Annotated in this window: 10 protein-coding genes; all 10 read left to right on the forward strand. The window is 50.8% G+C overall.

The annotated features are described in order from the left end of the window. Positions 1-14 precede the first annotated feature (14 nt). The 10 genes from BLW29_RS00575 to BLW29_RS00620 all read left to right on the forward strand — a co-directional run bounded on the left by BLW29_RS00575 (position 15) and on the right by BLW29_RS00620 (position 12,678). Entirely contained in the window at positions 15-1,571 is a 1,557-nt protein-coding gene (locus BLW29_RS00575) for a glycoside hydrolase family 32 protein (protein WP_090975393.1), read from the forward strand. A gap of 17 nt (positions 1,572-1,588) precedes the next feature. Further along, the gene (locus BLW29_RS00580) at positions 1,589-3,022 is read left to right on the forward strand and encodes a sialate O-acetylesterase (protein WP_090975394.1); all 1,434 of its coding nucleotides are present in this window, start codon (positions 1,589-1,591) and stop codon (positions 3,020-3,022) included. A gap of 28 nt (positions 3,023-3,050) precedes the next feature. Then, the gene (locus BLW29_RS00585) at positions 3,051-4,661 is read left to right on the forward strand and encodes a hypothetical protein (RefSeq protein ID WP_090975395.1); all 1,611 of its coding nucleotides are present in this window, start codon (positions 3,051-3,053) and stop codon (positions 4,659-4,661) included. Position 4,662: 1 nt separating this feature from the next. Next, positions 4,663-5,694, forward strand: a complete 1,032-nt coding sequence (locus BLW29_RS00590; protein ID WP_090975396.1) for a zinc-dependent alcohol dehydrogenase — start codon at positions 4,663-4,665, stop codon at positions 5,692-5,694. Continuing rightward, positions 5,691-6,851, forward strand: a complete 1,161-nt coding sequence (locus BLW29_RS00595) for a mandelate racemase/muconate lactonizing enzyme family protein (protein WP_090975397.1) — start codon at positions 5,691-5,693, stop codon at positions 6,849-6,851. The genes BLW29_RS00590 and BLW29_RS00595 overlap by 4 nt, the downstream gene beginning before the upstream one ends. A 15-nt stretch (positions 6,852-6,866) precedes the next feature. Further along, entirely contained in the window at positions 6,867-7,925 is a 1,059-nt protein-coding gene (locus BLW29_RS00600) for an SGNH/GDSL hydrolase family protein (protein WP_090975398.1), read from the forward strand. A 6-nt stretch (positions 7,926-7,931) separates the two neighbouring features. Beyond that, positions 7,932-8,636: a PIG-L deacetylase family protein gene (locus tag BLW29_RS00605; RefSeq protein ID WP_090975399.1), complete on the forward strand. Its 705-nt coding sequence runs from the start codon at positions 7,932-7,934 to the stop codon at positions 8,634-8,636. Positions 8,637-8,821: 185 nt separating this feature from the next. Further along, positions 8,822-10,066: a serine hydrolase domain-containing protein gene (locus BLW29_RS00610; RefSeq protein WP_090975400.1), complete on the forward strand. Its 1,245-nt coding sequence runs from the start codon at positions 8,822-8,824 to the stop codon at positions 10,064-10,066. Between the two features lie 195 nt (positions 10,067-10,261). Continuing rightward, positions 10,262-11,749: a stalk domain-containing protein gene (locus BLW29_RS00615; protein WP_090975401.1), complete on the forward strand. Its 1,488-nt coding sequence runs from the start codon at positions 10,262-10,264 to the stop codon at positions 11,747-11,749. Positions 11,750-11,751: 2 nt separating this feature from the next. Then, positions 11,752-12,678 carry a copper amine oxidase N-terminal domain-containing protein gene (locus tag BLW29_RS00620; protein WP_256208372.1) on the forward strand — a complete coding sequence of 309 codons (927 nt, stop codon included), beginning with the start codon at positions 11,752-11,754 and terminating at the stop codon, positions 12,676-12,678. Positions 12,679-12,866: the final 188 nt, after the last annotated feature.

A 12,866-nucleotide genomic window follows, 5' to 3' on the forward strand; every position in this document is an offset into this window, starting at 1 on the left:
AGGGAGACCCAACCATGGAGAATGAGAAGATGCGTGAAGCGATTCGCACAACGAGGGAATTCAGAATGAAATTGCTAGAGGACCGCCATCGTCCAGGCTATCATTTCGCGATGCCCGAAGGGCTCGGCATTCCCGGCGATCCGAACGGCGCTTTCTATGCCAATGGCCGCTATCATCTGATGTATCTCTACGCGCACAATGGCAATTCCTTTCATTGGGGGCATGTATCGAGCCATAACTTGGTTCACTGGCGTTATCACCGGGATGCCCTGATCGTGAGCAACGGCGATAACGGCGCTTTCAGCGGAGGCGCATTCGTCGATGACGACGGTATAGCGTATCTCTCCTATTCGAGCTTGGCAACGAGCCTCGAAACGATGGCCGGAGGGGGCGTAGGAATCGCTCGCAGCTCAGACAGACATTATGAAACCTGGGAGAAGTTCGACAAGCTCGCTTTGCAAAGCACGGTCAACGGAATTACGGAAGCCATCGGTCCGGAGGGAGAAACTCTTTACGTAGGCTGCTGTGATCCGAGCAATATATGGAAACGGGAAGGCGTCTACTATATGCAAACAGGCAACCTTTGCGTATTGGGCAAATACGGAAGAGCCGAAGATTCTCCGCTCGAAGCCAGAGGGGATTGGACGGATCTGTTCCAATCGACGGACCTCAGAACGTGGACGTATGCAGGCCGTTTCTATGAACGAGATCGATCGAACAAATGGACCGAGGAAAGCGAAGACGATATGTGCGCCAGCTTCTTCCCGCTTCCGGTATCGCGGCAAGGCGGAGCAGCGAGCGGGAAGCATCTGCAGCTGTTTATATCACATAATAAAGGCTGCCAGTACTATATCGGCGAATATCAAGGCGATCGTTTACTGTTGGAATCCCACGGTCGCATGACATGGTCGGATTCTACGTTCTGCGCTCCGGAAGCGTTGATGGACGATAAAGGACGGCAAATTATGTGGGCTTGGCTTGTGGATAATCTAGACGATGAGCTCCAATACGGCTGGTCCGGCGTGTACAGCTTGCCGCGAACGTTATGGCTAGGCGATGACCAGACGCTGCGGATGGCACCTGTCGACGAGCTTGCTTTGCTGCGATACAACGAGAAGCGCTTTCCCTCTGTAATCGTTCCTGCCGGGGAGAGGCTTGCGTTAACGAATATAAACGGCGAATCCTCCGAAATTAGGCTTACGATAACACCGGGATCAGCTCGTAAAGCCGGACTGAAAGTGCGTGCATCGGAGAACGAAGAGGAAGTCACGCTTCTCTATTACGATGCCGCTGCGAACGAGCTGGTGTTCGATTCGACGAAGAGCGGTGCCGGCGGCAGGCAAATCAGGGAAGCAGCGCCATTTCGACTTCACGGGTTTGAGAAGCTGGAATTCACGATCTTCATCGACAAATCCGTCATCGAAATCTATGCTAACGACCGTCAGGCTATCGCAAGACGGGTATATCCGGTTAGATCGGACAGCACCGGCGTGTTCCTCTTCAGCGAAGGCGGCGACGCAACATTCGATACGATTCTTGTTTGGGAAATGATGCCTTCGAATCCCTATTAGTTAAGGAGGTTAAATGTATGGACAATCCGGCGGTTTATTTGAAGATTGTCGAGCCTGTGCCGCATCAGGTTGTTCAAAGGGATGAAGGGGATGTGGGGATAATTCCGATTACGCTGAATTTGACGGCTGTCGGTTTCCCCGAAAGTTCGCTAGGACGTGTGGAAGCACGAATTATCGGAACTAGCTCGGTAGGCGCATGGAGACCTTTGGGACTTGTCGAGGGCGATCTATTTTCAGGTGCTTTGACGAACGTGCCTGTTGGCGAACATGTCGTAGAAATTCGAATTGTAACGGTGACAGACGAAGCCGATGCCGAACAGGAGCAGGCGAGAAGCTACGTGACACCTGTTTTCGTTGGGGACCTTTGGATTCTGGCAGGGCAGTCGAATATGGACGGCGTCGGCAAGCTTGGAGATATCCAGCATCCGGAGACCGGGATTAGCTGCTTCTACATGGGAGATCGATGGGATGTGGCGACCGATCCGCTTTGCTGGCTGCTTGAATCGGTTGATCCTATTAATTGGGAAGTGCCGGAAGCCGAGCTTACCCGCGCGATACTCGAACAGAGGCAATTTCGCCAGCATGGGGCGGGATTAGGCATTCCATTCGCCAAGGAGATTAGACAACATGTCCAAGTGCCGATCGGCCTCATCGTATGCTCCCATTCCGGGACCAGCATGGCGCATTGGGATTACCGGCTAGCTGACAAGGGAGGGCATTCCTTCTATGGGGCGATGCTGCGCAGGGTGAATAAGCTTGGCGGCAAAGTCAAAGGTTGCCTATGGTATCAAGGTGAAAGCGATACCGGCGCGGAAACGGCTCCCTTGTATTACGAAACGATGGTTTCCTGGGTAGCTGCTTTGCGCAAAGACTTGTACGACCCGCAGCTTCCTATTATCTATGCGCAGCTATCCGTGTTTTACGTCCTCGAGCCGGATGCGAGATGGCCGGATCCCGCCTTGTGGAACCGAGTACAAGCGGATCAGCTGGCGCTGGAGCACGCGATTCCCTACACGGCTATGGTACCGACCATAGACGCGGACTTGGCAGACATTATCCATTTAGATACCGAGTCTCTTCAGCAAGTCGGGCGAAGAATGGCTTGGCAGGCTTTGCGAATCGCATATGGAACTCCGATTTCGGAGACCGGCCCGCGGCCAGCCTTGTTTGGGTGGAATGTGGGGCGTACCGAGCTGACAATAGCCATGACTGGAATCAACGGCCACTTGAAGGACGTTGGCTGCGTGTGCGGCTTTCGAGTGGAGAAAGAGAATCGAAGGTTTCCGTTTACAGCCGAAATAACGGAAGACCGGCTGCGCATTCGATTGCGCTTCGAGCAATCCGTTCCGGTAGATAGCCAGCTATCGCATGGAGCCGGCTTCAACCCTGCCGTCAATGTGAAGGATGGATTAGGAATTCCGCTAGTTGTATTCGGACCGGTAACCGTTTGAGAATAGGCTCAAGTAAAGGAGTAAAGGGATGAAGCTAAACTATAGCATGACGCACCTTCCGCTGCTGGACGCTGCCTCGCGAGATCGGTTGATTGGTCATATGAAAGACGCGGGGATCGAGAAGGTTTGGATCGCCGGCTTCTTCTCCGGGAAAATGATCGATATCGAAGAGCTTAAGGAGGCGAAGGCGTTCGCGGAGCAGCATGGGCTCGAGGTCGGGGCGGTGACCATTCCGGTGGGGCATCCGGGCAACGCGTTGAATCCGGACGATCCGGATTTCGAGCAGCTGGAACTCCCGAAGCATTGGCATTACCGGATCGATAAATCAGGCAGCACGGTCTATTATTGCGGTGCGATCGATGCCAGCTTAATCGAAGATAACGGCAAAGCAGCGATCCGTTTAAGAGAAGCGGGCTTTAAGGAAGTGTTTCTTGACGACGATCTGAGGGCGGGCAACTATAATTCGGATATTGAAGGCTGCTACTGCAACGATTGTGTGGCCGAATTCAATCGCATTTATCATCGGCAAGCGACAAGGGAAACGTTACGGGACGCGGCGGCAGATAAGCTGGACACGGACTTGATGCTGGATTGGGTTGCGTTTCAATGCGATAAAGTGACGGACGTGGTGAAAGCGACGGAAATCGATGGGGTTCGGCCGGGCATCATGGTCATGCATTATGGAGACGAGCGGCATGGAATCGACATTCCATCTATTCGTGAACGTGTACCGGACACGATATTCCGTGTGGGGGAGCTTCATTTCAATGACGGAAGTTTCGGGAACCCGAACGGGAAAGCGCAAGAGCTGATGGGGATCGTCTATCACCTGAATTTCTTGGCCGGTGCGGAAGCCTATAGCGAATCTACGATTTTCCCGCCACGGTCTTTAAAGGAGCATAATCTGGTCTATAAAGCGAAGCTGGCCATTACGGCCGGTATCGAAAACGTTCTATTCATGAGCGGTACCTGGCTGCTGGAGGAAAGCTACTGGCAAGCGTTGACGGCAGCGCGGCCGGTCTTGCAAGCGCTCGATCAAGCTTGCTCGAATGCCGTTCGCAACTATCCCGTGCACCTCGCTTATGGTACGAACGGTGCATACGTGGAAGCATTCGTACCAACGACTCTGCCGGTATTGGCGGGATTGCCCGTTAAGCCGGTTCGCGCGGATCAATTAAGCGCTGACGGCGAAGTGCTGTTGTTCTTCGGAGATTATCGGTTGAGCGCACAATGGCAAGAGAGGCTAACGAGCTACAAGAAGGTCATATTCGATCGAAAGGCGGCTTCGAGAAATATAGATCTGCTCGGCAACCTGCAATCCTCCCACTCTCATTTGGTTTTCTGGGATATGGACGCAGATTCCAGCAACGTCACGGAAGGAACCGTGCGACTGCGGGAGCTGGCAAGCCAGGACGCTTGGCGTTTCCCATGGATCACCGAGGGAGAAAACATTGGTATCACATGGATGGAGGATAGCAATGGCGGAAAATCGATTTTGATTAATCTGGCGGAAGTTGAAACGGAAGGTGTCCTGATATGGGCAGACGACCGATATTCGTTTCGACTAAAGCCGTTGTCTTTTGCTATCATCGACCGATCGGGAAGTTTCGTTGAATACGATACAGAGGTCGTGATGTAAGATGCGAAACGAGATTTGGGAATGGACGGGGTTTAATGCCATGGAGCCGCGTGTCGCTGAGCGCAGTGTAGTCCATGACGGTCAAGTCGAGGTACGCATTCGGGCGATTGGAATTTGCGGCACGGATCTGCACATTATGAGCGGACACGCGGAATTTGCGCCGCCGCCGCTTCCGCTTGGGCATGAACTGGCTGGCGTCGTGGAGAGAGTCGGTGCAGGAGTTACTTCATGGCGTGCCGGCGATCGCGTTTGCATTGATCCGTTAACGGGCTGCGGCAAGTGCGGGGAGTGCCAATCCGGAAACAAGCACCGCTGTCCCGATTCCGGAGAATTCGGTCTCCATTATCCGGGAGGATGGCAGCGGTATATGGTCTTGCCACACGCTAATCTGTACCGACTGCCCGATTCGATCTCCTTCGAGGAAGCTACCCAAGCTGAAACGCTGCATTGTTGTTTAGGCGGCATCGATAAGTTGAATGTTCGCATAGGTGAGCATGCGAGCGTAGTAGGCGATGGACCGACGGGCTTGTATTTCGTACAGCTGCTCAAAGCTGCAGGCGCGGGCAAGGTGAGCTTTATCGGCATGCGGGATAGTCGTCTTAAGCTGGGGCAAGAGCTTGGCGCAGACGCTGCAGCGAATATTAACAGCGGTGATTCGCAGCTTCCCGAATCGGAATCGCAAGACATCATCATAGATGCGGCTGGCACGGAATCCTCGCTCGCGTTATGCATCGCTCTTCTCAAGAAAGGTGGACGGCTGCTCTTGTTCGGATTGCCTGGCAAACCGATTGCGGCAGACGTACAAACGATCGTTCTGAAGGAATTGAACTTGCTCGGCTCAACGAATGCACCGGGCGTATGGCCGCGAGTCATTCAAATGATGGCTTCCGGGCAAGTGAAGGTGAAGCCGCTGCTCACGCACGCCTATCGGTTCGAAGAGATGGATAAGGCAATCGCCTTCGCTCGAAGTCAAATCGACGAGGCGGTCAAAATCATCGTTTTCGCAGATGACACAAAGGGGGAATTGCGATGAAAATCACTGCTGTACGTACGATGCCTATTAAAATCCCATTTTACAAAGGAGAGAAGTGGGCGGGCGGTACCAGGTATAGCGCACCTTCGCTCATTATCCAAATCGAAACGGACGAAGGCTTCATCGGCATTGGCGAATCCGTAGGACCGACCATTCCCGTTATCCAAACCGTGGTAGACAAGGAGTTTGCTCCTTTCGTCGTTGGCCGCGATCCGATGGAGCTGGAATCCATCCTCCACCGGCTGGAGGAATATTGCGTCAACTGGAAGCAAATCGGCTATTACGGTATGGCGGGCATCGAGATGGCTTTACTGGATTTGAGAGGGAAAATATTGAACACGCCAGCTTATAATTTGCTAGGCGGAAAAGTGAAGACGGAAGTCGCATTCGTTGGTTATATCTTTATTGATGCACCCGAAACGAACGCGGAGGAAGCGCGGAAATTCGCTGCAGCCGGGTATACCGAGCTGAAGATGAAAGTCGGAAGGGACATCGACCTGGATGCGAGAAGAGTGAAAGCCGTGCGCGAAGCGGTAGGCCCTGCGATGAAAATCCGTATCGACGCGAACCAGAATTGGAGTGTGCCCACCGCCATTAAAGCGATTCGAAGAATGGAGAAATACGATTTGCAAATGGTCGAGCAGCCGACTCGTTACGACGATGTGGACGGCATGGCTGCTGTCGCGCGGGCAGTCGACGTGCCGATCATTGCCGACGAAGGCTGCGCCACCTACGAGGATGCTCTGCGATTAATCGATAAGAGAGCATGCGCTTGCTTTCTCGTCTACCCGTCGGAAGCAGGCGGGATCTTGAAGGCGAAGCAAATCGTCGATCTTGCCAACCACGCGGGCATTTGGTGCGTGACGGGTAGCTGGGCCGAGACCGGTATCGGAACACTAGGTAACGTGCACCTCGTCGCTTCATCGCGGAATTTCCCATTCGCGAACGACACGCATCTGAACTTCATGACCGGTGATTTGCTGCGCGAGCAACTGGCGTTTCATCAAGGCAGCATCAAGGTGCCGGATCGACCCGGCTTCGGCATCGACTTGGATCTTGCGAAGCTAGAGCTCTACGGGACGGATTTCGAACGGGAAATGGTATTTTACGATCCGAAAGATCCGCAGTTCCAGCCGCGGATCGGCCAGATTTTGTAGGAGGCGGCTTGGCAAATGGATCACGAGATCGTAAACAACGAGCAGTTGAAATGGCTTTCCCCTCTAGAAGCGCCTTTTCGGCTTGCCGGGTTTGCATGGGGAACTAACAGCGGGAACTATCGCAGACTTCCTATCGTCGAACCGGGAGTGCTTCGTGAAGCAGTCGACGAATTGGCGAATCATACCGCAGGGGGCCAAATTCGATTTCGCACGAATGCGACGAAGCTGGTCATCCAAGCGAAGCTGTTCGCGCCGAACACCGCGGAGCATATTCCGGCGACGGCCGTGAACGGTTTCGATTGCTACTTAGGCGATCATGGCACGCAGATGTATTATGGAACGACGCGTTTTCCCCATGACGCGGACCAATACGAGTATGTATTCTTCGAAGACTTAGAACCCGTAATGCGAGGGGTCACGCTTCATTTTCCGCTATTTCAAGGTGTGCATGAAGTTCGAGTCGGGGTGAATGCGGATGCCATGCTCGAAGAGCCGCTTGCTTATGATCATTACGGTAAAGTGATCCTATACGGAACGTCTATTACACAAGGCGGATGCGCTTCCCGTCCCGGTATGGCGTACTCCAATATTTTGAGTCGCAGATTCAACCTCGAGTTCATTAATTTAGGCTTCTCCGGAAACGGGCAAGGCGATCCAGAAGTGGCTGCATTTATTAATGAGGTTAATTACCCAAGTGTAGTCGTACTAGATTATGATACCAACTGCCCGACGACGCAGAAACTGATGGATACGATGCCGGAATTCATTCGCATCATTCGCAGTCGACATCAGGAAGTTCCAATTGTCGTCGTATCCCGTATTCCGTTCGGATTCGAGCATGCGAAGCGATCTTCCTATTACGACAGAATCGAGCGGATGACATTCCAGCAAGAGCTCGTGAATTCGCTTCGAAGCCAGGGCGACGGGTTCATTCACTTCTGCGACGGAGCTGATTTGCTGGGAGATATTTGGAATGAATGTACGGTGGACGGTATTCATCATACGGATCTTGGTTTCATGCAGATCGCGAACGGATTAACGCCACTCCTGCAAAATCTACTGAAAGGGAGATGATCGAAGATGAACGTACTGGCTATTGGCGCACACCCGGACGATATCGAGGTATTCTGCGCAGGAACACTGCTGAAGTACAAGCAGCAGGGACACGACATCTTTATCGCGTTGACCACTAGCGGAAATATCGGTTCGAATGAGTATGAGAGCAGAGAAGCCATCGCTCAAGCGAGGGAAGAAGAGCAGCTGGAAGCCGCGAAAGTGATGGGAGCCCAAGTCCGGTTTATGCGATTCGACGATCAAGGCTTACAGGACACGCCGGAAACGAGACGAGCGGTCATCAACGCGATTCGCTGGGCCAATCCGGACGTTATCCTAACCAACTATCCGCTGGATCCAAGTACGGACCATGCTATAACCGGGAAAATCGTAAGCGAAGTCATGCTGTCCATTCCCGGAAAGCTGATTCCGGCGGACGAACCTCCGATTTCTAAAAATCCCTCTCTCTTTTACTTCGGGACGGCAGTGGGAATCGATTTTATGCCGGAAGTTTACGTCGACATCACCGATTTCTACGAACAGAAGAAGGAAGCCTTATCCAAGCATACAAGCCAATATGCCTGGATGGACGTCTACCAGACTCACGGGTTGCTCGATATCATGGAAATTACCGACAAATTCAGGGGGCTTCAAGCGGGGTTCGTCTATGCCGAAGCCTATCGGGCTTTCCGGATCCACGGTTATATGCCGAATTATAAATTGCTTCCTTGATCCATTTGAATCCGCCATTATGGGCGGATTTTTTATTTAATAGCATTAATTATTCAGTTCTATCGACTCTCTTTTTCTTTAATAGATCTTTAGCAGATCCGACATCATTCCGGTTACTTCCGCTGTTTGATTGTGGTAAATTAACCAAATACAGTCTGATACTAAAGCGAAGAGAGGGAAATCAAATGAACAAGATTGTTACGGGACAAAGTAACAGCGGCTTCTCGGAAACTGGGCTGCGCAGAATGCGCGACGTGCTGGAGCGGCATGTGGAGTCCGGGAAGATTCCAGGACTCGTTGCGCTGATCAGCCGGCATGGAGAGACGCATGTCGAAGCGATGGGGACGATGCGCCATGACGGTGGCGCACCGATGCGCCGGGACACGATCTTCCGAATGGCTTCGACGTCTAAGCCGGTGACGATCGCGGCGACGATGGTTCTCCTCGATGAGTGCCGGCTGCGGCTGGATGACTTGGTGGAGCAGTGGCTGCCGGAGCTCGCCGACCGGCAAGTGCTGAAGCGGATCGACAGCCCGCTCGATGATACTGTGCCAGCGCGACGTCCGATCACAGTAAGAGACCTCCTGACCTCCACGTTCGGGCTGGGCATGGATATGACGTCGATGGGAACACCGATCATGAACGCGATTTTCGAACTGGGGCTTACGCCCAATCTACCAGTGCCTATGCCGGAGCCGGATGAGTGGATGCGGCGACTTGGCACGCTCCCGCTGATGCACCAGCCCGGAGAGCGCTGGCAGTATCACATCAGCAACGATCTGCTGGGCGTACTCGTCTCCAGAGTCACGGGCCAATCGTTTGAGACTTTTCTGCGAGAACGTATCTTAGATCCCCTAGGCATGAAAGACACCGGTTTTCACGTACCGGCGGGCAAGATCGACCGGCTGCCAACCCTCTATGCACCAAACCCGCAGACCGGAGAATTCCTCGTGTGGGACGAGGCCAATGAGGGACGCTATAGCCAGCCACCGGTATTCCAGGGCGGCGGCGGAGGACTTACCTCGACCGCCGATGACTACCATGCTTACTTCCAGATGCTGTTGAATCAAGGGATGCACGGAACTGAACGGATCCTGTCTCGACCAGCCGTCCAGCTGATGACGACCAATCGCTTGACTTCAGAACAACAAACCGCCCGAGATGCCATGGCCAGAAACAATGTCCACATCTCATTCGGTCAAGGGCAGCATGGCAGCTGGGGCTTCGGGATGGCGGTACGCACCTACCAAAGCGACTACGCGCCTATTGGCCAGTTCGGCTGGGATGGCGGAAGCGGTACTGCGACGTATGCCGACCCGGCAAACCAGCTCATCGGAATCCTTCTCACCCAAGTCGGGGCGTCCACTCCGGATTCATCGCGCCTTATCCACGACTTCTGGACCACGGTCTATCAGGCAATCGAAGACTGATCTGAGACGTGTCCCATGGAGTGGCGAAATAATGAAAGCCGCATACATCGCGGCTTTTTCTTTTTGTTATCAAGTTCTAGTCAAACAGGAAGATTCCTTATTCCGATACAGGAAATGGTAATAACTTGAAGAAGTATAAAGGTAGAGGAACAGAAACATGATTATCAATAAGAAGTCGAAAGGGAGTTATTCCATTTGCGAACACGACTAAAGCTATTATCTCTAGTATTCCTTCTATCCTTTTCTTGCATGCCAACGGTTAAGGCCGAGGCTGTGTCTGAATCTGCGTCTGCGTCCACAAGCATTCCATATTTCGATTCTAATTCATTAATAAAGAGTGACGGTTCCTACTGGATATGGGGAAGAGACCAGTTAGTTCCCACTCATGTGCAAGGCATTTCGGATGTTAAATACAGCTATGGTCGTTTTTTTGTGAAGAATGATAATACCGTTTGGTATTGGAAACAAACCATGTTTAATTATAATAGCGCTGATTTAATTCAAGTTAAAGAATTGGACGGCGGTTATGCACAAGCAGAGGGTTCTGGTGGAATGGCCATTCGCGATTTAAAAGGCAATGTCTTCTTTGTTCCATGGGTTGATAATGACATTTTTGGCTACGATTTTCGAATTGTAGAGAAGATAGATGTCGATCATATTACGGATCTTACAAGTTTTGATAAGTCCGCATCCTATATGAGGAATTGGGTATTTTTGAAGGATAATGGAACGGTGTGGGCGTATAGTGGCTTTAGGCCGCGCCCAGTTGCTGCTGTTAAAGGATTGCATGACATCATAGATATTTACCGTAATTATGCGTTAAAGAGTGACGGAACTGTTTGGTATTGGACTGGTGAACCGAATGAATCTGCGGAACAAATCAAAGGTTTAGTCAAAATCAAGTCAATCTTGCCAGACTTTTTCTCCAGATTGTTTATCGACGAGCAAGCAAGACTTTGGTACGGTGGATCTAATATAAATAGCTCCAATGAGGAACTTATCAAACAACAAACGCCAGTAATGATAGCATCCATCAATGATGTGAAAGACGCTGTAACCATTAGGGACTCATTAATCGTGTTGACACAGCGTGGAGATGTATACGAAACGCCTATTACCCAGCATAGCATGACGAAAAATCCGAAGTTCAATTTACTTGCAACCCAAGTTGTAAGTATCAAATCGGCTGAAAGTCATTTCATCATGCAAAAGAATGACGGTACCTTATGGGGATGGGGAACAAATACCAATGCAGAACTCGGAGCAGGTGACAACCGTTCTGTTGCAAAAACGCCGGTACCTGTTGGTTCTCCAATATCGTTAGAGGTTAACGGTGAAGATGTATTATTGACCAGTGGGGTTATCATGCGAAACAACCAATCCTTTATTCCGCTTCGGTCTCTACTCGTAATGCTAAATGCATCCATCCGTTATGACAGTAACAGCAATATCGTCATTGAAAGCAAGGAAGGAACTTCCCCTCCAATACGGATATCCATCAACTGGAAATCCGGAGCGATACTCTTGAATGAAAAGCCGACTGTTTCACAAACAAAAGCTTTCCTGCTGAATGGAACATCGTACATACCTCTGAGATTTGTTAGCGAGCAATTAGGTGCCGATGTTTCATGGAGCAAGACGGAGAACAAACTATCCATCACGTTAAAGGAGCTCCTACCGTGAAGATGATATTGACGGCTTCTCGCCTTATCCTGTCATTGATCATGATTTTCATAATATCCCCTAATTCTTCGGGAGTTTCCGCCCAAGCAGTCGTAAATGGATCTGTTGTCCTGAATGGTTCAACCATGGAATTGAAGGAGAAACCAATCGTGATTAATGGCAGTGTCATGATTCCATTTCGAACCATTTTTGAAGCGCTTGGCATGACTGTGAGTTGGGATAACAAGGCAAAAATAGTCGTTGGCAAGAGACATGGTCTTGTTATCCAACTAGGAAACAACAGATTCGGATTTATTAATGGCCACAAATATGAGCTGACACAAAGTCCGTTTCTAAGTTCAGCAGGCACATTCTATGTGAATTTACGTTTTATTAGTGAAGCATCCGGTGCCAATGTGAGCTGGGATAATAAGAATAAAACAGCATTCATTCAAACAGATCCGCGGCTTAATGCACTGACCTTACAGGAGTTCGTTGACTTTGACCTGCTAAGGGCCGACTGGACGAAGAAACAAATGGAGGAGCTCGGGCTGACAAAAGAGGAATACGGGGGAGGAGCAACCTATTCGAATGAGATCGTTTCCTATGCCTATAACGATAATTTAATGACTTCGGCTCCATTCTCAGTAGATATCTACGGATCGCATTCGGGACCAAGAGGTATTCATGTTGGGGAAACGTTCGATGAAGTCATTTCCTTATTCCCGCAGCATTCTGACTGGCGTAAGAACGAAGAAGGGGTATTCTACGGTCCAACAAATGCACCTGCCAAACATTATGATATAGGTACTCGCGGGTCGGTGTTCGTTTATGAGAATGGAAATCGAGAAATCACATTGTCTATCAATCAAGGGCCTTTTCTAAGGATATTTTTTGAACATGACGTCGTGACGCATTTTACTTTTTTTCTAGTAACGGCAGCTACGTAAATGATGAATGCCAATCGAGTTGAAGCAAGACCATTGCAACCATGCTGCGATGGTTTTTTTGCGTTGCCGGTTGGGAATAAGTTAGGTGTCTTGCCTCTTTTTTCACTTCTTCACTTATTTACTACTTCTCAAAAAAAGCGGTACTTCTCAAAAAAATCGATATATCAAAGACAGAAAACATCCCTCAT

This window comes from Paenibacillus sp. CF384 (assembly GCF_900106745.1).
Lineage (GTDB): Bacteria > Bacillota > Bacilli > Paenibacillales > Paenibacillaceae > Paenibacillus_Z.

Coding starts and splice junctions, on each gene's coding strand:
- BLW29_RS00610 (WP_090975400.1), top strand. CDS start 8,822: ATGAACAAGATTGTTACGGGACAAAGTAACAGCGGCTTCTCGGAAACT.
- BLW29_RS00600 (WP_090975398.1), top strand. CDS start 6,867: ATGGATCACGAGATCGTAAACAACGAGCAGTTGAAATGGCTTTCCCCT.
- BLW29_RS00590 (WP_090975396.1), top strand. CDS start 4,663: ATGCGAAACGAGATTTGGGAATGGACGGGGTTTAATGCCATGGAGCCG.
- BLW29_RS00575 (WP_090975393.1), top strand. CDS start 15: ATGGAGAATGAGAAGATGCGTGAAGCGATTCGCACAACGAGGGAATTC.
- BLW29_RS00585 (WP_090975395.1), top strand. CDS start 3,051: ATGAAGCTAAACTATAGCATGACGCACCTTCCGCTGCTGGACGCTGCC.
- BLW29_RS00580 (WP_090975394.1), top strand. CDS start 1,589: ATGGACAATCCGGCGGTTTATTTGAAGATTGTCGAGCCTGTGCCGCAT.
- BLW29_RS00605 (WP_090975399.1), top strand. CDS start 7,932: ATGAACGTACTGGCTATTGGCGCACACCCGGACGATATCGAGGTATTC.
- BLW29_RS00595 (WP_090975397.1), top strand. CDS start 5,691: ATGAAAATCACTGCTGTACGTACGATGCCTATTAAAATCCCATTTTAC.
- BLW29_RS00620 (WP_256208372.1), top strand. CDS start 11,752: ATGATATTGACGGCTTCTCGCCTTATCCTGTCATTGATCATGATTTTC.